Below are 24,450 nucleotides of genomic sequence, written 5' to 3'. Positions count from 1 at the left end.
AGTATCCACAATTCGTCATCAACGATCGGCGCTTGCATTCCTCATGATCCCGTTGCTCAGATGCTTGAGGTTAACAGGTCGCCGGCGAAGTTAACAGCCCCTCGAGGGTCTTTTTGAACTGGCCTCTAAGCAAGAGCAGGATGCGGCGATGATGTTGCTGTTTTCGCCAGATAAGAAAGAAGGATGGGAGCCGTTGCTGGCGAAATACTGGTGCTACGAATACCGGCGGACGAGAATCGATCACTATGAGCAAATTGATCCTACGCGTACCGACTATCGGACATCGCTGAGCCGCGCGGTTGAGACGCTGTCGACCTGCTTTTGTGCTGGCTGGGTCGAACAGGCGGAGCTGCTCACGGAAGAAATCAGGATACTTTACGAGCGGCAACGGTTCTTTGATGCGGAACATTATCCGCTCTATCACTGGCTGCTACGGATCTGTTTCGATCACTGGAATCTCCCGTTTGACGCATGGGGGAGCGACGAGGAGAAGTCTGATTCTTTGTGTGAGTCGGTGCTAAATGAACTGTTTGACCACTGGCGCGACGGTGATGCAGGAGCAGATCCTCTGGCTGTGTGACTACGACACGCATCGAACAAGACGCAAAGATTGGTATGAATTCAGCAACAGCCATCTCCTCACACGTTTTCCGGCTGTGGTACTGGCCTGGCAGCGGCTTCGCGAGATTCGAGGACTTGAGAACCCCGTTATCGATCATCCACTGATGCAGCCGGCCTATGCGCGGCTCCGACCAGCAATGCCGTTCTATACAGATACAGTCTTGGAGGGTGCGCTGGAGCGACTCCGTCGTGAGGAAATGCCAGATCTGGGAGCCGTGCGTCAGCCGTCTCCGGCAGTTAATACGCAGAAGCGTGGCCTGATTGCCCGTTTGTTTGGACGGACCTGAATTCCAATAGAAGGTGCACAAATGAATCAAGAAATGACGTCGTTTGCGGATTTTTATGCCGCTGGATTTTACGCATTCTTGGCAATATTGGGTGCGCAGAAAATTATAGAGGCAAGTAAAGGTGTCTCGATATTTTTCGTTGGCCTACCAATTTTCATGGTGTTATTTATTTTCTTTTTAAAACGATTTCCGGCACAATTTATGAAATCTGGCTTTCTAAGCGTCTCGCCTAAGAAAATTGGCCCCTGGTTCAAATGAGATCCGTGAATTGGCGTCGAGCGTATGCAACATTTAAAATCTGGTTTGTTATATTGCTTGCATCCGCGTTTGTGACTGGCTGCAATACAGTCGTGGTGGTTGGGATTTGTAGGTTGGTACTGAAGTTAAGTGATGATGTTTCGGTGTTTTGGATTGGAATTCCGGTCCTCTTGATCCAATTGCCGATATTTTTCAGATATCTGCCGAAGCCGCTTCGAGCCGCAGGGATGTTGAGCGACAATCCGGAGAGATTTTGGCCTTGGTTTAAATGATGCATTTTATATAAGGTCGGGCGTTGGGGCGCCTAAAGGACGCCCCGGCTCTGGTGCTATATGTAGACCAGTTCAACTGGCAGTTGCTTGCTGAAATTCCGATAAGCACACGACGTAGTCAATATTCACAATCACGTGTCTAAAAATACATGAGAACTATTCGCCGGGGGAACTCCGCAGCAGCACTGCTGCTGATAGCGGCAAGTGTGTCGGCGCAGGAAGCGCCGCGCCTGGCTGCTCAGGGAAACGACCAGCAAATCCGTCAGCAGGAAGAGGCGCGCGAGCGCGAACGAGCGGTCTCCGCGCCCGGCGTACGTTCGGGCGTGATGGCGAGCGTCGGATATCCTGAATTGCCGTCGGAGTCGCCGTGTTTTCGCATCAATCGTTTCGCACTCGACGTGCCTGACTCGCTGCCTGTTTCCCTGAAGGCGCAAGGCGCGTCGGCGTTGCCGATGGATCGCTTTGCCTTCGCGCGCGAATGGCTCGGCCACTACACCGGCCAGTGCGTCGGCAAGCAGGGGCTCGACGTGCTCGTCAAGGGCCTGTCGCAGGCGATCCTGGCACGCGGGTATGTCACGACACGCGTGCTATTACCCGAACAGGATCTGTCGACCGGCACCCTGAAATTTTCGTTGATCCCCGGCGTGATCCGCCACGTGCGTTTCGCCGACGAGAAACTGCGCGGCATCTGGAAAACCGCCTTCCCGACCCGCGATGGCGAACTGCTGAACCTGCGCGACCTCGAACAGGGTCTCGAGCAAATGAAACGCGTGTCGAGCCAGGACGTGTCGATGCGGATCGTTCCTGCCGATGCGCCTGGCGAGAGCGACGTCGTGCTCGACGTGAAGCGAGGCAAACCGTGGACCGTCGTCGCGTCCGTCGACAACTCCGGCACGCGTGCGACTGGCAAGCTGCAAGGCAATCTGTCGCTCGGCATCGACAATCCGCTGGGCCTGAACGACATCTTCAACATCGGCGTGAGCCAGGATCTGGAATTCGGCGACAAGCGCCTTGGCTCGCACGGCTGGAACGGCTTTTACTCGATCCCGTGGGGATACTGGACCGCGACGCTCTCGGCATACACCAATACGTACTACCAACAGATTGCCGGCGTGAACCAGACGTTCATCGCGAGCGGCAATTCGAAGACGGTCGATTTCAAGCTGAACCGTGTGTTGTCGCGCAGCCAGAACGACGTCTTCGGCGCACAGTTCCGGCTCTCGCGCCGCTTCGGCCAGAGCTTTATCGAAGACACGGAGATTCCGCAGCAGCGCCGCAACAACACGTTCGTCGAATTCGGCCTGACCGATCGCCACTATTTCGGCAACGCGCAGTTCGACGGGACGCTTGCATACCGGCAGGGCATCGGCGCATTCGGCGCACAGGACGACATCCTGGCAGGAGACGGCGGCCCGACCTACCGCTACAAGCTGGCCGTGCTCGACGCGAACCTGTCGGTGCCGTTCGTCATCGCGCAGCAGCCGTTCCGCTACGTGACGACCTTCCACGGACAATACACGGGTAACACGCTGTACTACATCGACGACCTGACGATCGGCAGCCGTTACACGGTGCGCGGATTCGACGGGGAAACCATGCTGGCCGCTTCGCGGGGCTTCTATTGGCGCAACGAACTGCAGGCGCCGATCGGCCAAACCGGGCAGGCGGTATATGCGGGCATCGACTACGGCCGCGTATGGGGCCCGCAGCCGATCACGCTCGTCGGCACGCAACTGGCCGGCGCCGTGATCGGCGTGAAGGGCAGCGTCTCGACCCGATTGGGTGCCTACGGTTACGACCTGTTTGCCGGCACGCCGATCTACAAGCCATCCGGATTCCCGACGGCACGGGTAACCGTCGGTTTCCAGGTCATTGCACAGTTCTGATGAAAGGGGAGCGCGCCGATACTCGGCACGCTGTGGTCGGAAACGACGTTGACGAGGACCGGGAACCGACGGCCTTGCTGGGTACCCAGATCGCCGATCTATCGTCCGGGGGCACGAGCCTCGTCCCCGCCGCGACGTCAGTGTTGCCATCGACGCACGGGCGAGGCTCTACCTGGGCGCTCTGTAATCCGGCCGCGGCCTCACAACCCGACCCCGTAAACCTCCCGCGCCGCCGCACGAATCGCATCGGCCATCACCGCGACGGCCGGCGAATGCAGCCGGTCGGTACGCGTGATGATCCCGAAATCGTCCATCCGGCAATCCATCTCCAGCGGCAGCATCGTGACGATCCCGTGCCGTGCGTAGTAGCGCGCGACGTCCTCGGCCAGCACCGCGATCATGTCGCTCTGTTCGAGCAGTTGCGTGATGAACAGCAGCGCGGACGTCTCGACGAGATTCGCGGGCGGTACGAGGCTCGCGCGCTGGAACACGAGTTCGAAGCGGTGGCGCAGCACGCTGCCGGCCGGCGGCACGACCCACGCGGTGCGCTGCACGTCCGCGAGCGACAGCGGCGCCTGCGCGAGCAGCGGATGGCCGGGCCGCACGACGGCGGCCACCGCCTCGCCGATCAGCGGCTCGTAGCGCAGGCGCAGCTTGTCGTGTTCGGCAGAGAGCCGGCCGAGCACGATGTCGATCTTGTCCTGCGCGAGATGTTCGAGCAGCACGTTGCTGGTGTCGATCTCGACCGACACGTGCAGGCCCGCATGCGTCCCCTTGACGGCGGCGACGGCGGGCGGCACGAGCCGCAGGCCCGGCGACGTGATCGCCCCCACCGCCACGTGCCCGAGATGGCCGGCCTTCAGCGCGGCCAGTTCCTCGTGCGCCTGGTCGAGGCTGCCGAGCGCCGCGCGCGCATGGCGGATCAGCGCGTCGCCGTACAGCGTCGGCCGCATCCCGCGCGGCAGGCGCTCGAACAGCACCGCGCCGATCGATTCCTCGAGTTCGCGCAGCAGCTTCGACGCGGCCGGCTGCGTCATGTTCAGCGCGGCCGCCGCGCGATGAATGCTGCCTTCGTCGGCAAGCGCGACGACCAGCAGAAGCTGGCGCGTCTTCAGGCGGCCACGGTTTCCCCACGGGCTGGCTTCGGGCATCGTACGGGTTTATATCGATATCGGAATCGATATCGTAATCGCCAAAAACGTCATTAGCCAGTTATCAAAATTCTGCCTAGACTGCGCCGGTATCCCGTCACCACAGGACTGACGATGTCGGCAACGAAACCCAGGCTGCGCTCCACCCAATGGTTCGGCACGAACGACAAGAACGGCTTCATGTACCGGAGCTGGATGAAGAACCAGGGCATTCCCGATCACGAGTTCGATGGCCGGCCGATCATCGGCATCTGCAATACGTGGTCTGAACTGACGCCGTGCAATGCGCACTTCCGCAAGCTCGCCGAGCACGTGAAGCGCGGGATCTCCGAGGCGGGCGGCTTCCCGGTCGAGTTCCCGGTGTTCTCGAACGGCGAATCGAACCTGCGCCCGTCGGCGATGCTCACGCGCAACCTCGCATCGATGGACGTCGAGGAAGCGATCCGCGGCAACCCGATCGACGCGGTCGTGCTGCTCGCCGGCTGCGACAAGACGACGCCCGCGCTGCTGATGGGCGCGGCGAGCTGCGACGTGCCGGCGATCGTCGTGTCGGGCGGCCCGATGCTGAACGGCAAGCTCGAGGGCAAGAACATCGGCTCGGGCACGGCGGTATGGCAGTTGCATGAATCGCTGAAGGCCGGCGAGATCGACCTGCATCACTTCCTGTCGGCCGAAGCCGGCATGTCGCGCTCGGCCGGCACGTGCAACACGATGGGCACCGCGTCGACGATGGCGTGCATGGCCGAGGCGCTCGGCGTCGCGCTGCCGCACAACGCGGCGATTCCAGCCGTCGATTCGCGCCGCTACGTGCTCGCGCACATGTCGGGCATTCGCATCGTCGAGATGGCGCTCGAAGGGCTCGTGCTGTCGAAGGTCCTGACGCGCGCCGCGTTCGAGAACGCGATCCGCGCGAATGCGGCGATCGGCGGCTCGACCAATGCGGTGATTCACCTGAAGGCGATCGCGGGCCGCATCGGCGTGCCGCTCGAACTGGAAGACTGGATGCGCATCGGCCGGGACACGCCGACGATCGTCGACCTGATGCCGTCGGGGCGCTTCCTGATGGAAGAGTTCTATTACGCGGGCGGGCTGCCGGCCGTGTTGCGCCGGCTGGGCGAAGGCGGGCTGCTGCCGAACCCGGATGCGCTGACGGTCAACGGCAAGTCGCTGTGGGACAACGTGCGCGAAGCGCCGAACTACGACGACGAGGTGATCCGCCCGCTCGACCGGCCGCTGATCGCGGACGGCGGCATCCGCATCCTGCGCGGCAATCTCGCGCCGCGCGGTGCGGTGCTGAAGCCGTCGGCGGCGAGCCCGGAACTGCTCAAGCATCGCGGCCGCGCGGTCGTGTTCGAGAACCTCGACCACTACAAGGCGACGATCAACGACGAGGCGCTCGACGTCGACGCCAGTTCGGTGCTCGTGCTGAAAAACTGCGGGCCGCGCGGTTATCCGGGGATGGCCGAGGTTGGCAACATGGGGCTGCCGCCGAAGCTGCTGCGCCAGGGCGTGAAGGACATGGTGCGGATTTCCGACGCGCGGATGAGCGGCACCGCGTACGGCACGGTCGTACTGCACGTCGCGCCGGAGGCCGCCGCCGGCGGTCCGCTCGCGGCCGTGCGCAACGGCGACTGGATCGAGCTCGACTGCGAGGCCGGCACGCTGCATCTCGACATTACGGATGACGAACTGCAGCGCCGCCTGTCGGACGTCGATCCGACCGCGGCACCGGGCGTGGCCGGCCAGCTCGGCAAGGGCGGTTATGCACGACTGTACATCGACCACGTGCTGCAGGCGGACGAGGGGTGCGACCTCGACTTCCTGGTCGGCACGCGCGGCGCCGACGTGCCGAGCCATTCGCATTGAGCGGCTGCGCTGCAGCCGGTTGCGGGCTTTCCGGGCCTGCGCTTCGTAAAACCGTGAACGCATGACGGCCGGCCGCTACAGGGGCCGGCGCAGGACCGAACCATGACATCGAGCAGCACGCCGCGCTATCGCGGCATCTTCCCCGTCGTCCCGACGACGTTTTCCGACACCGGCGAACTCGACCTCGCGAGCCAGAAGCGTGCGGTCGATTTCATGATCGACGCGGGCTCTGACGGGCTGTGCATCCTCGCGAATTTCTCCGAGCAGTTCGCGATCACCGACGACGAACGCGACGTGCTCACGCGCACGATCCTCGAACACGTCGCGGGCCGCGTACCGGTGATCGTCACGACATCGCACTACAGCACGCAGGTGTGCGCGGCGCGCAGCCTGCGCGCGCAGCAGCTCGGCGCGGCGATGGTGATGGCGATGCCGCCGTATCACGGCGCGACATTCCGCGTGCCCGAAGCGCAGATCTTCGAGTTCTATGCCCGCGTGTCCGATGCGATCGCGGTCCCGATCATGATCCAGGACGCGCCCGCGAGCGGCACGGCGCTGTCTGCCCCGTTTCTCGCACGGATGGCGCGCGAGATCGAGCAGGTCGCATACTTCAAGATCGAGACGCCGGGTGCCGCGAACAAGCTGCGCGAGCTGATCCGGCTCGGCGGCGACGCGATCGAGGGGCCGTGGGACGGCGAGGAGGCGATCACGTTGCTTGCCGATCTTCATGCGGGCGCGACCGGCGCGATGACGGGCGGCGGGTTTCCGGACGGGATCCGGCCGATCCTGGAAGCGTTCCGCGAAGGGCGCCATGACGACGCGTTTGCGCACTACCAGGCGTGGCTGCCGCTGATCAACCACGAGAACCGCCAGTCCGGGATCCTCACCGCGAAGGCGCTGATGCGCGAAGGTGGCGTGATCGCGTGCGAGCGGCCGCGGCATCCGATGCCGGCACTGCATCCGGACACGCGCGCGGAATTGCTCGCGATCGCGCGCCGGCTCGATCCGCTCGTGCTGCGCTGGGCGCGCTGAACGATCACCGAACGATTCGCGAAGGAGGCATGCACGATGAGTGATCAGATTTCGCTGGGTGTCGTCGGGGTCGGCAAGATCGCCCGCGACCAGCATCTGCCGGCGATCGACGCCGAACCGGGCTTCCGGCTGACCGCATGCGCGAGCCGCCATGCGGAAGTCGACGGCGTGCGCAACTATCGCGATCTGCGCGCGCTGCTGGCCGCCGAGCGCGAGCTCGACGCCGTGTCGCTGTGCGCGCCACCGCAGGTGCGCTACGCGCAGGCGCGCGCCGCGCTCGAAGCCGGCAAGCACGTGATGCTCGAGAAGCCGCCGGGCGCGACGCTCGGCGAAGTGGCCGTCCTGGAGGCGCTCGCGCGCGAGCGCGGCCTCACGCTGTTCGCCACTTGGCATTCGCGCTGCGCGAGTGCGGTGGAGCCCGCCCGCGCATGGCTCGCGACGCGCGCGATCCGCGCGGTGCAGGTGCGCTGGAAGGAAGACGTGCGGCGCTGGCATCCGGGGCAGCAGTGGATCTGGGAGCCGGGCGGCCTCGGCGTATTCGACCCGGGCATCAACGCGCTGTCGATCGTCACGCGGATCCTGCCGCGCGAGCTCGTGCTGCGCGAGGCGACGCTCATCGTGCCGAGCGACGTGCAGACCCCGATCGCCGCCGAACTCGATTGCGCGGATACCGACGGCGTGCCGGTGCGCGCGGAATTCGACTGGCGGCACGGCCCGGTCGAGCAGTGGGAGATCGCGGTCGACACGGCCGACGGCGTGCTCGCGATCAGCCGCGGCGGCGCGCAGTTGTCGATTGCCGGCGAGGCAGTCGAGCTTGGGCCCGAACGCGAATATCCGGCGCTGTATGCGCACTTCCATGCGCTGATCGCGCGTGGCGAAAGCGACGTCGACGTCCGGCCGCTGCGCCTCGTCGCCGACGCGTTCCTGTTCGGCCGGCGTGTGCAGACCGACGCGTTCGGCCGCTGAACAATGCGCGCGCGCTGCGGCGCGATCGCGCACGACGAATCATTACGGCACCAGCCGACATCAAGGAGACATCGAATGAACCGCACGACCCACACGATTCGCCGCCATACGTTGCGCGCGCTCCTGGCCGCGCTTTGCATCGCGCCGCTCGGCATGCAGGGCGCCGCGCGCGCCGACGCGCCGCTGAAGATCGGCTTCCTGGTGAAGATGCCGGAGCAGGCATGGTTCATCAACGAGCAGAACGCGGCGTCCGCGCTCGGCCAGAAGCAGAATTTCTCGGTCGTGAAGATCGGCACGCCCGACGGCGAAAAGGTGCTGGCCGCGATCGACAACCTCGGGTCGCAGGGGGCGCAGGGCTTCGTGATCTGCGCGCCGGACGTGCGCCTCGGCCCGGCGATCGCCGCGCGTGCGAAGCGCTACAACATGAAGTTCGTGACGGTCGACGACCAGCTCGTCGATTCGACCGGCAAGCCGCTGTCGAACGTGCCGCACCTCGGGATGTCGGCGACCAAGATCGGCAACCAGGTCGGCCAGGCCATTTCCGACGAGATGAAGCGACGCGGCTGGAAGCCCGAGGAAGTCGGCGCGCTGCGGATCACGAACAACGAGCTGCCGACCGCGAAGCTGCGCACCGACGGCGCGACGCAGGCGTTGCTCGCGAACGGTTTCCGCAAGGAGAACATCTTCGACGCGCCGCAGAAGACGACCGACGACGAAGGCGGCTTCAGCGCGGCAGCGCCGGTGCTCGCGCGCCATCCGAACGTGAAGAAATGGGTGGTCTACGCGCTGAACGAGGAATCGGTGCTCGGCGCGGTGCGCGCGACCGAGCAGCTGCATATCCCGGCGGCCGACGTGATCGGCGTCGGCATCAACGGTGCGGGCGAGGCGTTCGCCGAATTCCAGAAGAAGGAGCCGACCGGCTTCTTCGGGACGATCGCAGTCAGCTCGACGAACCACGGCAAGGACAGCACGCAGAATCTCGTCGAGTGGATTCGCGACGGCAAGACGCCGCCGGCCGACACGCAGACGAGCGGCAAGCTGATGACGCGCACGAACTGGCAGGCCGTGCGCGCCGAGCTCGGCATCTGAGCGCGCGAGGCGAGAACGCAATGACGACGCAGACGATGACGGCCGTATCCGGCAGCGATGCCGGCGCGTCGCCGCCGGGCAACGCGCTGCTCGCGCTCGACGGCATCACGGTGACGTTCCCGGGCGTGCGCGCGCTCGACGCCGTGTCGCTGTCGGTGCGCGCGGGCGAAGTGCATGGGCTGATGGGCGAGAACGGCGCGGGGAAGTCGACGCTGCTGAAAGTGCTGTCCGGCGTGAACCAGCCGCAGGCCGGCACGCTGACGCTGAACGGTACGGTGCAGCGCTTCGCGTCGACGCGCGCGGCGCTCGAGGCCGGCATCGCGATCATCTACCAGGAGCTGCATCTGGTGCCCGAGCTGACGGTCGCCGAAAACCTGATGCTCGGGCAGCTGCCGAGCCGGCTCGGCGTGGTCGACGAACGCACGCTTGCCGCGCGCGCCCTCGATGCGCTCGAGCGGCTCGGCGAGCACATCGACCCGGGCATTCCGGTGAAGTACCTGTCGATCGGCCAGCGCCAGATGATCGAGATCGGCAAGGCGCTGATGCGCGACGCGCGCGTGATCGCGTTCGACGAGCCGACGAGTTCGCTGTCCGCGCGCGAGACCACGCAACTGTTCCGGATCATCCGCGCACTGCGCGCGGAAGGCCGCGCAATCATCTACGTCACGCACCGGATGGAGGAAGTGTATGAACTGTGCGACCGCGTGACCGTGTTTCGCGACGGCCGCCGCATCGACACGTTCGATTCCGTTCCCGATCTCGATCGCGACCGGCTGATCGGCTGCATGGTCGGCCGCTCGATCGAGGACGTGTACGGCTACCGGCCGCGCACGGCCGGCAACGTGCTGATCGAGGCGAAAGGGCTGGCGGGGCCCGGGTTATCCGAGCCGGTGTCGTTCACCGCGCGGCGCGGCGAGATCGTCGGCTTCTTCGGGCTCGTCGGCGCAGGCCGCTCGGAGCTGATGAAGCTGCTGTACGGCGCCGCGCGCCCGAGTGCGGGGCACGTCGAGCTGAACGGGCAGCGCGTCGCGTTCGGGAGCCCGCGCGACGCGGTGCGCGCCGGCCTCGCGCTGTGCCCGGAAGACCGCAAGCAGGAGGGCATCGTCGCGATCGCGTCGGTGGCCGACAACCTGAACATCAGCGCGCGCCGGCATTTCAGCCCGGCGCGGATGCTGCTCGACGCGCGGCGCGAACGTGACCTTGCGCAACGCTACATCGAGCGGCTCGCGATCAAGACCCGTGACGGCGACACGCCGATCGGCGCGCTGTCCGGCGGCAACCAGCAGAAAGTCGTGCTCGCGCGCTGGCTGGCCGAACGCATCGACGTGTTCCTGATGGACGAGCCGACGCGCGGCATCGACGTCGGCGCGCGCGCGGAAATCTACAACCTGTTCTACGAACTCGCGGAAGCGGGCCGCACGGTGATCCTCGTGTCGAGCGACCTGGCCGAGGTGATCGGCGTGTCGGACCGGATCGTCGTGATGAAGGAAGGACGGATCGCGGGCGAGGTCGCGAAGGCGCAGGCGACGCCCGACGCGCTGATCAAGCTCGCGCTGCCGCGCTAGCGCCCCGCAACGATCAAACGGATGCAAACGAAATGAGCCAGGCCATGCAACCCCAACGTACTTCCCCATCCCCGGATGCCGCAGCCGCGCCCGCGCGAGCGCGCGGCGGCCTGTGGCAACTGATCAACCGCTCCGGCATCGTGATGGTGTTTCTCGTGCTGTTCGCGACGCTGTCGCTGACGGTGCCGGACTTTCTCACGCCGCGCAATATCCAGGGCCTGCTGCTGTCGGTCACGCTGATCGGCTCGATCGCGGTGACGATGATGTTCGTGCTCGCACTCGGCGAGGTCGACCTGTCGGTCGCGTCGATCGTCGCGTTCTCGGGCGTCGTCGCGTCGACGCTGATCACCGCGACGCACAGCGTCGTGCTCGGCATCGCGGCCGGCGTGCTCGCGGGCGGGGCCGTCGGGCTCGTGAACGGCGTGCTGATCGCGCGCTACAGGATCAACTCGCTGATCGTCACGCTCGCGATGATGGAAGTCGTGCGCGGGCTCGCGTTCATCACGTCGAACGGCGACGCGGTGATGATCTCCGAGGAACGCTTCTTCGATCTCGGCGGCGGGTCGTTCCTCGGCATCTCGTATCCGATCTGGAGCAACATCGTCGGCTTCGTCGTGTTCGGCTTCCTGCTGCGCAAGACGGTGTTCGGCAAGAACGTGCTGGCCGTCGGCGGCAACGGCGAGGCCGCGCTGCTCGCGGGGCTGCCGGTGATGCGCATCAAGATCGCCGTGTTCGTGCTGCAGGGGCTCGTGACCGGCTTTGCGGGCGTGATGCTCGCGTCGCGGATGAGCCTCGGCGATCCGAAGACGTCGGTCGGGCTCGAACTCGGCGTGATCTCCGCGTGCGTGCTCGGCGGCGTGTCGCTGACGGGCGGCGTCGCGACGATCTCGGGCGTGCTGGTCGGCGTGCTGATCATGGGCTCCGTACAGGACGCGATGAGTCTCCTGAACGTGCCGACCTTTTACCAATATCTGATACGCGGCGGAATTCTGTTGCTCGCGGTGCTGTTCGACCAGTATCGTCGCAACCAGCGGCGCGCGATGAAGATCTGACGAAAGCGCAGCTGCCTGCGAATGCGACAAATATCGGGAGACGGAATGCAACAGATTGATCCGGCCGCGTCGGCGACGCTGCTGGCGGACACCCGCAACACGCTCGGCGAAGGCGCGACGTGGTGCGACAGGACGCACACGCTTTACTGGGTGGATATCGAAGGCGCGCAACTGTGGCGCTGCCGCGCGGACGGTTCGGACCTCGCGCACTGGCCGATGCCCGAGCGGCTCGCATGTTTCGCACTGACGCACGATCCGGACGTGCTGCTCGTCGGGCTCGCGACGCATCTCGCGTTCTTCGACCTGCGCAGCGGCGCGTTCACGCGAATCGTCGACGTCGAGCCCGATCTGCCGACGCGGCTGAACGACGGGCGTTGCGATCCGTCCGGCGCGTTCGTGTTCGGGATGAAGGATGAAGGTAGCGAGCCGCCGCAAGCGGTCGGCGGGTTCTACCGGCTCAATGCCGACCTCGCGCTGGAGCGGCTCGCGTTGCCGCCGGCTGCGATCGCGAACAGCATCGCGTTCTCGCCGGACGGGTCGAAGATGTACTTCTGCGATTCGCTCGTGCGAGAAATTCTCGTGTGCGATTACAGCCGCGCCGGTGTGGCCGGTGTACGGCCGTTCGCACGGCTGACCGATGCGGACGGCGACCCGGACGGCTCGACGATGGACCGCGACGGCGGCTTGTGGAACGCGCAGTGGGGCGGCCGGCGGGTGGTGCGCTACGCGGCGGACGGCGTCGAGACGGAACGCGTCGCGGTGCCGACCGCGCAGCCGAGCTGCGCGGCGATCGACGGCGACGGGCGGCTGTACGTGACGAGCGCGCGCGTCGGGTTGAGCGACGACGCGCTGGCGAGCGATGCCGATGCGGGCGGCGTGTTCGTCGCGCAAACGCGCCATGCGGGGTTGCCGACGGCGCGGTTCGCGGGGACGCCGCGCCGCTGATCGCGTATTGGATGCCGTTCATGGGATGCCGCTGACGCGGCTGGCTTCGCGGCCCGGCCTGCAGTCCGCCGCGCGTGCGTGAGCGCGCAGCGGCTGTCCGGCATTCCTGGAACACTCCGTTCGCCTCCCCGACGTGCTGGTAAGATGGCCCGCAATTCCATTCCGCCCGCACCATGAGTTCCGCACCGACCAAGCCCGCGAATCCGAAAACCGCTGCAAAAGCCGCCGCAAAGAACGCCGCCGCCCGCGCCGCGGGCGACAAGCCGAAGCCGCGTGTGCAGCAGCGCCTGACCTACGTGATCGGCGGCCTCGACCGGCTGCTGCGCCGCCACATGACCGACGCGCTCGCACCGCTCGGCATCACGCTCGCGCAATACACGGCGTTGTCGGTGCTCGAGGCGCGCGGCGCGTCGTCGAACGCGCAACTGGCCGAGCGCTCGTGGATCACGCCGCAATCGGCGAACGAGGTAATGAGCGTGATGGCCGCCCGCGGTTTCGTCACGCGCGAAGCCGACCCGTCGCACGGCCGCATCATCCTGCTGACGCTGACCGACGAAGGCGCGGCGATGCTGCGCGAATGTGAAGCCGTGCTGCGCCCGCTCGAGACACGAATGCTCGGCGACCTCTCCGCCGACGACGCCGCACACGTGCAACGCGCGCTCGAACTGTTCTCGCGCAACCTGCGCGGCTGACTCCCTTCCGGAACCTTCATGGCACGGGCCCGTGCGGCCCGCATTCGCGTTGCCGGTCGCCTGACCGTTCCCTGATTCCGTTGTTTCCGCCGCTTTCCGATCCGGGTTTACACCGGCGCTCATGCCGCTTGCAATATCAGGTAGCCTGATATTAAATGAAGCCGTCCGCAGCAGGGATGCTGCGCACCGAATCGCACAGGAACGAACGACAGGAAACGATATGAGCAAGTACGACAACCGCTGGCAGACCGTTGAAGTGAAGGTGGAGGCCGGCATCGCGTGGGTCACGCTGAACCGCCCGGACAAGCGCAATGCGATGAGCCCGACGCTCAACCAGGAGATGCTGCAGGTCCTCGACGCGGTCGAGTTCGACGACGAGGCGAAGGTGCTCGTCCTCACGGGCGCGGGCGCCGCTTGGACGGCCGGCATGGATCTGAAGGAATACTTCCGCGAGATCGACGGCGGCTCCGACGCCATGCAGGAAAAGGTGCGGCGCGATGCGTCCGAATGGCAGTGGCGCCGGCTGCGCATGTACGGCAAGCCGACCATCGCGATGGTGAACGGCTGGTGCTTCGGCGGCGGGTTCTCGCCGCTCGTCGCGTGCGACCTCGCGATCGCCGCTGAAGAAGCGGTGTTCGGGCTGTCGGAGATCAACTGGGGCATCCCGCCCGGCAACCTCGTCAGCAAGGCGATGGCCGACACGGTCGGGCACCGCCGCGCGCTGCACTACATCATGACCGGCGACACGTTCACCGGCGTGGAAGCCGCCGAAATGGGCCTGGTGAACAGCAGCGTGCCGCTCGCTGGGCTGCGCGACGCGACGATCGCGCTCGCCGCGCGGCTGATGGACAAGAACCCGGTCGTGCTGCGCGCGGCGAAGCATGGTTTCAAGCGTTCGCGCGAGCTCACGTGGGAGCAGTGCGAAGATTACCTGTACGCGAAGCTCGACCAGGCGCAACTGCGCGATCCGGAACACGGCCGCGAACAGGGATTGAAGCAGTTCCTCGACGACAAGACGATCAAGCCGGGCCTGCAGGCCTACAAGCGCTGACGCAACCGGACGAGAGATTGCATGGCAGGAGACAACATGACCGACAGACGGATGCTGATCGCGGGTGAGTGGTGCGCCGCCCGCGACGGGCGCACCTTCGACCGATTCAATCCCGCGACGGGCGCGCTGGCGTCACGCGCGCCGGCGGCCGGCCTCGCCGACGCCGACGCGGCGATCGATGCCGCGCACCGCGCGTTTCCCGCATGGTCGGCCCTTGCGCCGACCGAGCGCCGCCGGCTGCTGCTGAAGGCGGCCGACCTGATGGATGCACGCATCGACGCGTTCATCGCGGCCGGCGTGGCCGAAACCGGCGCGACGCCGGGCTGGATCGGCTTCAACGTGACGCTCGCGGCGAACATGCTGCGCGAGGCCGCGTCGATGACGACGCAGATCGCCGGCGACGTGATCCCGTCCGACGTGCCCGGCAATCTCGCGCTGGCGATGCGCGTGCCGTGCGGCGTCGTGCTCGGCATCGCGCCGTGGAACGCGCCGGTGATCCTCGGCACGCGTGCGCTGGCGATGCCGCTCGCATGCGGCAACACGGTCGTGCTGAAGGCATCCGAGGCATGCCCGGGCGTGCATGCGCTGATCGGCGCGGTGCTGGACGAAGCGGGGCTGGGCGCGGGCGTCGTCAACGTGATCACGCATGCGGCGGCCGACGCACCCGAACTCGTCGAGCGGCTGATCGCGCATCCGCACGTGAAGCGCATCAACTTCACCGGGTCGACGCATGTCGGACGCATCATCGCGCGCCACGCGGCCGCTCACCTGAAACCCGTGCTGCTCGAACTCGGCGGCAAGGCGCCCGTGCTCGTGCTGGACGACGCGGATCTCGACGCGGCCGTCGACGCGATCGCGTTCGGCGCGTTCTTCAACCAGGGGCAGATCTGCATGTCGACCGAGCGCGTGATCGCCGCGCGGCCGATTGCCGATGCGCTCGTCGAACGCCTCGCCGCGAAGGCGCGCACGCTGATCGCCGGCGATCCGCTGGCCGGCCATCCGCTCGGCACGATGGTCGACGCGGCGGCCGCCGCGCGTGCGGCGGCGCTCGTCGAGGATGCGCGCGCACACGGCGCGCAGCTGCCGCTCGGGTGCCGCGCCGAAGGCGCGACGATGCAGCCGGCGATCGTCGATGGCGTGACGCGCGACATGCGGCTGTATCGCGAGGAATCGTTCGCGCCGGTCGTCGCGATCCTGCGCGCGGACAGCGACGACGAAGCGGTCGCGCTCGCGAACGACAGCGAGTTCGGGCTGTCGTCGAGCGTGTTCAGCCGCGATGTCGCGCGCGCGATGGCGGTCGCGCGCCGGATCGAATCGGGGATCTGCCACATCAACGGCCCGACCGTGCACGACGAGGCGCAGATGCCGTTCGGCGGCACGAAGGCAAGCGGCTACGGCCGCTTCGGCAGCCGCGCGTCGATCGCCGAGTTCATGGAGCTGCGCTGGATCACCGTGCAGACTTCGCCGCGCCATTACCCGATATGAGCGAGTTGACGATGAAGGCATCGAAGCCTTTGAACCCGGCGGTCGAGCACGAGGCAGGCGGCGTGCGCTATCGCGCGGCGGCGGTCGCCGTCGGCGCCGCCGAGATCCGTCGCACGGCCGACGGCGGGTGGACGCTGTGCTCGCGCGAGCCGCTCGGTGCCTATCCGGCACGCCTGACCGACTGCCTCGTGAACGGTGCGCAAGCACACGCCGACCGCGTGCTGGCCGCGCGGCGCGGCGACGATGGCCGCTGGATCGAGATCACGTACGCGCAGATGCTCGAACGCGCCCGTGCGCTCGGGCAGGGCCTCGCCGATCTCGGCCTGTCGGCCGAACGCCCGCTCGCGGTGCTGTCCGGCAACGATCTCGAACATCTGCAACTGATGTTCGCCGCGATGCTGGCCGGCGTGCCGTACTCGCCGATCTCGCCCGCGTATTCGCTCGTGTCGACCGACTACGGCAAGCTGCGTCACACGCTCGGCGTGCTGCGGCCGGGCGCGGTGTTCGTCGCCGAACGTGCGGCGTTTTCCCGCGCGCTCGACGCGACGTTGCCGGCCGATGCGGCGCTGATCGTCGCGCGCGACGACGACGCGTCGGGCGGCGCGGTGCCGTTCTCGCGCCTGCTCGCGACTGCGCCGCGCACGATCGACGCGCTCCATGCGGCGATCGGCCCCGACCATCTCGCGAAGATCCTGTTCACGTCGGGCTCGACGAAGCGGCCGAAGGCCGTGCCGACCACGCACCGGATGCTGTGCAGCAACCAGCAGATGCTGCGCCAGACGATGCCCGAGCTCACGCGCGAGCCGCCGGTGCTGGTCGATTGGCTGCCGTGGAACCACACGTTCGGCGGCAGCCACAACCTCGGCATCGCGCTGTACAACGGCGGCACGCTGTATATCGACGACGGCCGCCCGGTGCCGGGCCGCTTCGACGAAACCGTGCGCAACCTGCGCGAGATCGCGCCGACGATCTACTTCAACGTGCCGAAGGGCTGGGAAGAGCTGACTGCCGCGCTCGAACGCGACGCCGCGCTGCGCGATACGTTCTTCTCGCGCGTGAAGCTGTATTTCTTCGGCGGCGCGGGGCTGTCGCAGGCCGCGTGGGACCGGCTGGATCGCGTGACCGAAGCGCACTGCGGCGAGCGCATCCGGATCATGGCGGGGCTCGGGATGACGGAGGCGTCGCCGTCGTGCCTGTTCACGACCGGGCCGGTGATGCGCTCGGGCTATATCGGGTTGCCCGCGCCCGGCTGCGACGCGAAGCTCGTGCCGTGCGGCGGCAAGCTCGAACTGCGCTTCAAGGGGCCGAACGTGATGCGCGGCTACTGGCATGCGGATGTCGATCCGCGCGACGTGTTCGACGACGACGGCTATTACCGCAGCGGCGACGCGGGCACGTTCGTCGATCCGGAGCGGCCGGAACTCGGGCTGCAGTTCGACGGGCGGCTGACCGAGGATTTCAAGCTGAGCAGCGGCACCTTCGTCAGCGTCGGGCCATTGCGTGCGAACGCGGTGTCGAGCGGTGCGCCGTATGTGCAGGACGTCGTCGTCACCGGGATCAATCGCGACGACATCGGGCTGCTGGTGTTTCCGCGTGTCGACGCGTGTCGTGCGCTGGCGGGGCTCGCCGCCGATGCATCCGTGGCCGACGTGCTGCGCGCGCCGGCCGTGCGTGCGGCATTCGCGGCGTGGCTCGCCGCGCTGAACCGCAACGCGACTGGTGGTTCGACGTTCGTCGCGCGCATCCGGCTGATGGAGACGCCGCCGTCGCTCGATCTCGGCGAAGCGACCGACAAGGGCTCGCTGAACCAGGCGGCCGTGCAGCAGCATCGCGCGGCGACGATCGACGCGCTGTACGACCCGACGCGGTGTGATCCCGACGTGATTTACGCGTAAGTAGAAGCAAACCGAAGCAAGCAGGCATGACGACCGGCCGGCCACGATACCGGCGGGCATTCTTGCGGCCAGTGAATCAGGTTGCCTGATAAAGGCGGCCGTTCGGACGACACCTCGCGCGCCGCTTCGCCACTGGCCGGCGACGGCGCGCAGCGGCCGTTGCAGGGCCGCCGACGACAAGACATGGGACTGGAGACACGATGAACACTTACGTTGCCGAAAAACCCACGGTCGCGACCACGCTCGCGCTGTGTTTCGCGGTCGCCCTTCTCGAAGGACTCGACCTGCAGTCGGTCGGCGTCGCCGCGCCGCGCATGGCGCATGAATTCGGGCTGAACGTGTCGCAGATGGGCATCGCGTTCAGCGCGGGCACCTTCGGGCTGCTGCCGGGCGCGATGCTCGGCGGGCGGCTCGCCGACCGGATCGGACGCAAGCGCGTGCTGATCGCGTCGGCCGCGCTGTTCGGGCTGCTGTCGATCGCCACCGCGCAGGTGTCGACCTTCGCGATGCTCGTCGTCGTGCGTGTGCTGACCGGCATCGGCCTCGGCGGCGCGATGCCGAACCTGATCGCGCTGTCGTCCGAAGCGGTCGAGCCGCGCTCGCGCAGCAGCGCGGTGGCGACGATGTACTGCGGCATCCCGTTCGGCGGCGTGATCGCGTCGCTGATCGGCGTGCTGCTCGCCGGCGACACCGAATGGCGGCACATCTTCTATGTCGGCGGCGCGGGGCCGCTGCTGCTCGTGCCGCTGCTGGCGTGGTTCCTGCCGGAATCGCGCGCGTATCTCGACGTCGCCGGCACGCCGGCCGCGCGCACCAGCGTCGCACGCACGCTGTTCGGCGACGGCCGCACGACTTCGACGGTCGCGCTGTGGGTCAGCTACTTCTGCACGCTGATCGTCCTCTACTTCCTGCTCAACTGGCTGCCGTCGCTGATGGCCGCGCGCGGCCTCGATCGCGCGCACGTCGGCCTCGTGCAGATCGCGTTCAACGTCGGCGCGGGGCTCGGCGCGCTCGGCATCGGCGCGGCACTCGACCGGATGCGCGCGTCGCGCGTGGTCGGCGGCATGTACGTTGGGATCGTGCTGTCGCTCGCCGCACTCGCGGCTGCGCCCGGCTTCGGGTCGCTCGCGGCCGCCGCGTTCGCGGCCGGGATGTTCGTCGTCGGCGGACAGTCGGTGCTGTATGCGCTCGCCGCGATCTACTACCCGACCGCGATGCGCGGCACGGGCGTCGGCGCGGCGGTCGCGGTCGGCCGGCTCGGTTCGGTGGTCGGGCCGCTCGCGGCCGCGACGCTGCTGGCCGCCGGCCGCAGCGCACCGGTCGTGATCGGCGCGAGCATCCCCGTCACGCTCGTCGCGGCCGTCGCCGCGCTGATGCTGATTCGCCGCCCGCAAGCCGGCGACTGACGTTTCGTTTTTTATCAATGTGCGCCGTCAGAGCGCGCTTACTCAAGGTCTGGAGACACAACGAAATGAAGACGACAACCAGGAACGGCCTGCTGGCCGCCGGCGCATGCTGCGCGCTGGCCGCGCCGGTTGCGCACGCTCAGTCGAGCGTGACGCTGTACGGCATCATCGACACGGGCGTCGAGTTCGTGTCGCACGCGAACGCGGCCGGCGACCACGTGGTGCGCATGCCGGGCGTGACGGGCGAGTTGCCGTCGCGCTGGGGGCTGCGCGGCGCGGAGGATCTCGGCGGCGGCTACCAGGCGGTATTCACGCTCGAAAGCGGCTTCAACGTGCGCGGCGGCGATCTCGGCCAGGGCGGCCGGCTGTTCGGCAGGCAGGCGTTCGTCGGGTTGAAGGGCGGCTTCGGCACGCTCGCGTTCGGCCGCCAGTACACGATGACCTACCTCGCGCTGCAGGGCGCGGACATCATCGGCCCCGATATCTACGGGCTCGGTTCGCTCGACGCGTACGTGCCGAACGGCCGCGCCGACAACGCGGTGACCTACGTCGGCACGTATCGCGGCGTGACGCTCGGCGCCGCGTATTCGTTCGGCCGCGACGGCGCGGGCACCGGCAACTCGCCGGGACAGGGCACTTGCGCGGGCCAGGTGCCGGGCGACGCGGTGCAGTGCCGCAACTGGTCCGTGATGCTCAAGTACGACAGCGCGTATTTCGGTGCGGCGGCGTCGTACGAGGAGCAGCGCGGCGGTACCGGCGCGGCTGCGAACTTCTTCGACGGCGTCGCGCCGGTCGCGTTCACGAGCAGCGGCGGCAAGGATGCGCGCACGCACGTGAGCGCGTATGCGCAGGCGGCGGGCGCGCGGATCGGCGCGGGCTGGATCGGGCGGCGCGTGTCGACCGGTTCGCCGGCCGCGCCAGGCGCGCATTCGGACCTGTTCTTCGTCGGTGCGTCCTATGCGGTGAAGCCCGATTTCATCGTCGATGGCGAAGGCTACCGGATCGTCAACAGCGCGCACGACACGCGCGCGACGATGGCGACGCTGCGCGCAACCTATCTGCTGACCAAGCGCACGGCCGTCTACGCGCAATCGTCGTATCTGTGGAACAGCGCGCATGCACGCTACGCGGTCAGCGGCGGCGGGGCCGGCACGACGCCCGGCGCAGGGATGGGACAGCTCGGCGCGATGGTTGGCGTCCGGCACATGTTCTGATGCGGCAGCCTGACAAACGGGAGCTATCTTGAACAGGAAATCTGCATTCCTCTGTATTGCGCCGCTGTCGGCGGCCATGCTCGCCGGTTGCGGTGGCGACGATTCGGTCAACGCCAGGCCGACGCACCTGAGCGCCGCGACGCCGGCCGCGATGGCGCAGACCTGCGACGCACTCGCCGCGAAGCTGGCGTATGCGAACACGTCGTTCACATCGGTGACGACTGCGGCCGCCGGCGCGCTCACGGTGGCCGGCAAGCCGATCGCCGAGCACTGCGTGATCGCAGGGAAGATGAACGAGCGCGTGAGCGCGGTCGACGGCAAGACCTATGCGATCGGCTTTGAAATGCGCTTGCCGAAGGCGTGGAACGGCCGCTTCTTCTACCAGGCGAACGGCGGGCTCGACGGCAACGTCGTGATCGCGACCGGCGAGATCGGCGGCGGCGGGCCGCTGACCGATGCGCTGAACCAGGGCTTCGCGGTGATCAGCTCGGATTCCGGGCACAGTGCCGCGCAGAACCCGCTGTTCGGCATCGATCCGCAGGCGCGCATCGACTACGGCTACGGCGCGGTCGACGCGCTCACGCCGATGGCGAAGCAGGTGATCCGGCTCGCGTACGGCAAGGCGCCCGACCGCAGCTATTTCGGCGGCTGCTCGAACGGCGGCCGTCATGCGATGGTCACGGCGGTGCGCAACCCGGCCGACTACGACGGCATCATCGCGGGCGATCCGGGCTTTCATCTGCCGAAGGCGGCGATCGGCGAGATGTACGGCGCGCAGCAGTTCGCGAAGATCGCGTCGGCGACCGGATCGAACGGGCTGCCGGATATCCGCAGCGGCTTCAACGATACGGAGCGGCGGTTCGTCGGCGCGAAGATCCTCGAGAAATGCGATGCGCTCGACGGCACGGCCGACGGGATGGTGCAGGACGTCGCCGCGTGCCAGGCGCACTTCAGCGTCGAGTCGGACATCCCGGCCTGCGCGAACGGCACGCGCACGGGCGCCTGCCTGACGACCGCGCAAAAGACCGCGCTCGAGAACGTGTTCACGGGCGCACGCAACAGTGCGGGCACGGCGCTCTACGCGGGCTTTCCGTACGATCCGGGCATTGCCGGCGGCGGCTGGGCCGCGTGGAAGCAGTCGAATTCGATCACGCTCGACCCGGCCGCGATGGCGTTCACGTTCATGACGCCACCGAAAACCGCCGCGACGCTCGCGAACCTGTCCGGCTTCGCGCTCGGCTTCGACATGGACAACGATGCGCCGGCGATCTTCGCGAGCAACGGCGTGTACACGCAATCCGCGTGGTCGTTCATGACGCCGCCCGACGAGACCAACCTGTCCGCGCTGAAGGCGCGCGGTGCGAAGCTGCTCGTCTATCACGGCACGGGCGACCCGGTGTTCTCGTTCGACGACACGCGCGACTGGTATGCACGGGTCGCGCAGGCGAACGGCGGCGATGCGTCGGATTTCGCGCGCTTCTATCCGGTGCCGGGGATGAACCACTGCTCGGGCGGGCCGGCGGCCGACCAGTTCGACCTGCTGACGCCGCTCGTCGCGTGGGTCGAGCAAGGGCAGGCGCCGGGCACGGTGGTGGCCGCCGCGCGCGATACGACGAACGCGGTGCCGAATGCGGATGTGCCCGCGTCGTGGGGCGCGGGGCGCACGCGGCCGCTGTGCCCGTATCCGCAGGTGGCGCGCTACAACGGCTCGGGCGACGTGAATTCGGCGGCGAGCTTCAGTTGTCGCTGACGTAGCCGTCGATGGGAGGCGGCCGGTGTGCGCCATGGCATGCCGGTCGCCTCATGTGTGCAAACGCTCACTCACTCGCCCGGTTCGACCGGCACCTCGAGCCCGACCTTCACGCGGCTCATGCTCACCAGCGTCTTGAACCGCTTCACGTTGTTGTTCGCGAAGAACAGCTCGCGCGTGAGCGCGTTGTACTGATCCATGTTGCGTACGGCCAGGATCAGCACGAAATCCCATTCCCCCGTCACGTAGTAGCACTGCTGGATCTGCGGGCAGCGCTCGAAGGTCCGCTTCATCGCGTCGAGCTGGTCGATCTGCTCGCTTTCGACCTCGACGTTGACGACGATCGTCAGCGGATGATCGACCTTGTCCGGCGCGACGACGGCCGTGTAGCGCTCGATCACGCCATCGTCAGCGAGACGTTTCAGGCGCCGGTTCACGGCCGCGGTCGACAGGTTGACGCGCGCGCCGAGTTCGCTCTGCGGCGTCTGCGCGTCGCGCTGGATTTCCATCAGCAGCTTGCGATCGAACGCATCGAGTGGGGTGGTCATGATGGCGCGTGAAGCCTCGAAAGAATGAGAAATTTTTGCGTGGCGGCTGCCGGATTAGCGATTTTATTGACCCGCATGCGCAATATTATTTTTCGAACCGGCGGCGCGTGCAACCCGTGCGCGCCCGACCCGAACCGACTCACGGAGTGCTGCCCGCCATGCTGATCGCCAACCCCCGCGCATCGCGCGCCGCCTATCCCCACGCGCTGCGCCGCGTGATGAACATCGCATCGGCCGACGAAAGCGGCGCGTGGCTGTCGCACTGGCCGCTCGTCGGCCACGCGCGCACGCCGCTGCGCGCGCTGCCCGATCTCGCCGCGCGGCTCGGCGTCGCGAGCGTCAGCGTGAAGGACGAGTCGTGCCGCTCGCCGCTCGGCAGCTTCAAGGCGCTCGGCGCGCCGATCGCGCTGGTGCGGCTCGTGAAGCGCCTGCGGCGCACGCAGGATCTCGATCCGCAAGGGCTCGTCACCGGCCGCTATGCGGCGGAACTGGCCGACCTGACGGTGATCAGCGCGACCGACGGCAATCACGGCCGCGCGCTGGCCGCGGCCGCGCGCGCGATCGGCTGCGGGTGCGTGATCGTGCTGCACGCGAACGTCGACGCCGAGCGCGAGCGGGCGATCTCCGCGTACGGCGCGCGGATCGTGCGCATCGCGGGGAATTACGACGAGTCGGTCGTCTGCGCGGCGCAGCTCGCGCAGGCGAACGGCTGGTACGTCGTGTCGGATACGTCGTACGACGGCTACGAAGCGATTCCGCGCGACGTGATGCAGGGCTATGGCGTGATCGCCGCCGAGGCCGCCGCGCAGGCGGCGCAGGAGGACGGCCGGCCGTTCACGCACGCATTCCTGCAGGGCGGCGTGGGCGGCCTCGCCGCGGGCGTCGCGAGTTATCTCTGGGAGCGCGACGGCGTGCAGCGGCCGCATTTCATCGTGGTCGAACCGCGCCAGGCCGACTGCCTGTACCAGAGTGCGCTCGCGGGGCGTGCGACCAAGGCGACCGGCAGCGTCGATTCCGTGATGGCCGGGCTCGCGTGCGGCGAGGCGTCGCCGCTCGCATGGGATTTCCTCGAGATGTGCATCGACGACTTCATGCTGATCGACGACGAAGACGCGGTGCAGGCCATGCGCGGCCTCGCGGCCGGCAGCGAGCGCGACGTGCCGATCGTGGCCGGCGAATCGGGCGCGGCCGGCGTCGCGGGGCTCGCAGTGCTGATGCGCGACCCGGCGCTCGCGCGGCAGGTGGGGCTCGATGCGCATTCGCGCGTGCTGGCGATCAATACGGAAGGCGCGACGGCGCCGTCCGTGTACCGGCGCTGCGTCGGCGAGACGGCCGACGCCGTGCTCGCGCGGCAGCGTGACTGGCTGAACCGCGCGGCGGTCGCGGCCTGAACGGCATCACGACCGATCCCGACCGACT

The 24,450-nt window shown here is 67.3% G+C and carries 21 protein-coding genes; 19 read left to right on the top strand and 2 right to left on the bottom strand.

Features of this window, described 5'->3' with window-relative positions:
- Positions 1–148: 148 nt before the first annotated feature.
- From G3N64_RS14485 to G3N64_RS14470, 4 genes are all read left to right on the top strand, one after another.
- Entirely contained in the window at positions 149–580 is a 432-nt protein-coding gene (locus G3N64_RS14485; RefSeq protein WP_205784569.1) for a hypothetical protein, read from the top strand.
- Positions 552–908: a hypothetical protein gene (locus G3N64_RS14480; protein ID WP_205784568.1), complete on the top strand. Its 357-nt coding sequence runs from the start codon at positions 552–554 to the stop codon at positions 906–908. Before G3N64_RS14485 ends, G3N64_RS14480 begins: the two co-directional genes overlap by 29 nt.
- A gap of 21 nt (positions 909–929) precedes the next feature.
- Complete coding sequence (locus G3N64_RS14475; RefSeq protein ID WP_205784567.1) at positions 930–1,166, top strand: hypothetical protein; 237 nt, start codon at positions 930–932, stop codon at positions 1,164–1,166.
- A gap of 421 nt (positions 1,167–1,587) precedes the next feature.
- Positions 1,588–3,324 carry a ShlB/FhaC/HecB family hemolysin secretion/activation protein gene (locus G3N64_RS14470; protein ID WP_205784566.1) on the top strand — a complete coding sequence of 579 codons (1,737 nt, stop codon included), beginning with the start codon at positions 1,588–1,590 and terminating at the stop codon, positions 3,322–3,324.
- A gap of 200 nt (positions 3,325–3,524) precedes the next feature.
- On the opposite strand, the gene G3N64_RS14465 is transcribed toward G3N64_RS14470, so the two are convergent.
- Positions 3,525–4,475 (bottom strand): LysR substrate-binding domain-containing protein, encoded by a 951-nt coding sequence (locus G3N64_RS14465; protein ID WP_205784565.1) that lies wholly within the window; start codon positions 4,473–4,475, stop codon positions 3,525–3,527.
- 114 nt (positions 4,476–4,589) lie between these two features.
- On the opposite strand from G3N64_RS14465, the gene G3N64_RS14460 reads away from it, so the two are divergent.
- From G3N64_RS14460 to G3N64_RS14395, 14 genes are all read left to right on the top strand, one after another.
- On the top strand, positions 4,590–6,341 hold the full coding sequence (locus G3N64_RS14460) for an IlvD/Edd family dehydratase (RefSeq protein WP_205784564.1): 1,752 nt from the start codon (positions 4,590–4,592) through the stop codon (positions 6,339–6,341).
- 102 nt (positions 6,342–6,443) lie between these two features.
- On the top strand, positions 6,444–7,373 hold the full coding sequence (locus G3N64_RS14455; protein ID WP_205784563.1) for a dihydrodipicolinate synthase family protein: 930 nt from the start codon (positions 6,444–6,446) through the stop codon (positions 7,371–7,373).
- A gap of 36 nt (positions 7,374–7,409) precedes the next feature.
- Positions 7,410–8,339 carry a Gfo/Idh/MocA family oxidoreductase gene (locus G3N64_RS14450; RefSeq protein ID WP_205784562.1) on the top strand — a complete coding sequence of 310 codons (930 nt, stop codon included), beginning with the start codon at positions 7,410–7,412 and terminating at the stop codon, positions 8,337–8,339.
- Positions 8,340–8,414: 75 nt separating this feature from the next.
- Positions 8,415–9,428 (top strand): arabinose ABC transporter substrate-binding protein, encoded by a 1,014-nt coding sequence (locus G3N64_RS14445; protein WP_205784561.1) that lies wholly within the window; start codon positions 8,415–8,417, stop codon positions 9,426–9,428.
- Between the two features lie 20 nt (positions 9,429–9,448).
- Positions 9,449–10,993 (top strand): L-arabinose ABC transporter ATP-binding protein AraG, encoded by a 1,545-nt coding sequence (araG, locus tag G3N64_RS14440; protein WP_205784560.1) that lies wholly within the window; start codon positions 9,449–9,451, stop codon positions 10,991–10,993.
- A gap of 32 nt (positions 10,994–11,025) precedes the next feature.
- A complete protein-coding gene (gene araH, locus G3N64_RS14435; protein WP_205784559.1) occupies positions 11,026–12,045 on the top strand; it encodes an L-arabinose ABC transporter permease AraH in 1,020 nt (339 codons plus the stop codon).
- Between the two features lie 45 nt (positions 12,046–12,090).
- Positions 12,091–12,990 carry an SMP-30/gluconolactonase/LRE family protein gene (locus tag G3N64_RS14430; protein WP_205784558.1) on the top strand — a complete coding sequence of 300 codons (900 nt, stop codon included), beginning with the start codon at positions 12,091–12,093 and terminating at the stop codon, positions 12,988–12,990.
- A gap of 173 nt (positions 12,991–13,163) precedes the next feature.
- Positions 13,164–13,682, top strand: a complete 519-nt coding sequence (locus tag G3N64_RS14425) for a MarR family winged helix-turn-helix transcriptional regulator (RefSeq protein WP_205784557.1) — start codon at positions 13,164–13,166, stop codon at positions 13,680–13,682.
- A 220-nt stretch (positions 13,683–13,902) separates the two neighbouring features.
- Positions 13,903–14,733: a p-hydroxycinnamoyl CoA hydratase/lyase gene (locus G3N64_RS14420; RefSeq protein WP_205784556.1), complete on the top strand. Its 831-nt coding sequence runs from the start codon at positions 13,903–13,905 to the stop codon at positions 14,731–14,733.
- Between the two features lie 36 nt (positions 14,734–14,769).
- Positions 14,770–16,218, top strand: a complete 1,449-nt coding sequence (locus G3N64_RS14415) for an aldehyde dehydrogenase (RefSeq protein WP_205784555.1) — start codon at positions 14,770–14,772, stop codon at positions 16,216–16,218.
- Positions 16,215–18,113: a feruloyl-CoA synthase gene (locus G3N64_RS14410; protein WP_205784554.1), complete on the top strand. Its 1,899-nt coding sequence runs from the start codon at positions 16,215–16,217 to the stop codon at positions 18,111–18,113. Before G3N64_RS14415 ends, G3N64_RS14410 begins: the two co-directional genes overlap by 4 nt.
- A gap of 200 nt (positions 18,114–18,313) precedes the next feature.
- Positions 18,314–19,519: a 3-(3-hydroxy-phenyl)propionate transporter MhpT gene (gene mhpT / locus G3N64_RS14405; RefSeq protein WP_205784553.1), complete on the top strand. Its 1,206-nt coding sequence runs from the start codon at positions 18,314–18,316 to the stop codon at positions 19,517–19,519.
- A gap of 65 nt (positions 19,520–19,584) precedes the next feature.
- A complete protein-coding gene (locus tag G3N64_RS14400) occupies positions 19,585–20,733 on the top strand; it encodes a porin (RefSeq protein ID WP_205784552.1) in 1,149 nt (382 codons plus the stop codon).
- Between the two features lie 28 nt (positions 20,734–20,761).
- A complete protein-coding gene (locus G3N64_RS14395) occupies positions 20,762–22,483 on the top strand; it encodes a tannase/feruloyl esterase family alpha/beta hydrolase (protein WP_205784551.1) in 1,722 nt (573 codons plus the stop codon).
- Between the two features lie 71 nt (positions 22,484–22,554).
- On the opposite strand, the gene G3N64_RS14390 is transcribed toward G3N64_RS14395, so the two are convergent.
- Positions 22,555–23,031 (bottom strand): Lrp/AsnC family transcriptional regulator, encoded by a 477-nt coding sequence (locus tag G3N64_RS14390; protein WP_039340400.1) that lies wholly within the window; start codon positions 23,029–23,031, stop codon positions 22,555–22,557.
- A gap of 158 nt (positions 23,032–23,189) precedes the next feature.
- Between G3N64_RS14390 and G3N64_RS14385 the strand changes: the two genes are divergently transcribed.
- On the top strand, positions 23,190–24,422 hold the full coding sequence (locus tag G3N64_RS14385; protein ID WP_205784550.1) for a diaminopropionate ammonia-lyase: 1,233 nt from the start codon (positions 23,190–23,192) through the stop codon (positions 24,420–24,422).
- The last annotated feature ends 28 nt before the right edge of the window (positions 24,423–24,450 follow it).

Origin of the sequence: Burkholderia sp. Ac-20344 (genome assembly GCF_017104975.1) — a bacterium.
GTDB lineage: Bacteria > Pseudomonadota > Gammaproteobacteria > Burkholderiales > Burkholderiaceae > Burkholderia.
Note: the sequence above shows the minus strand (reverse complement) of the source record. Positions and strands in the feature narration are given on the sequence as shown.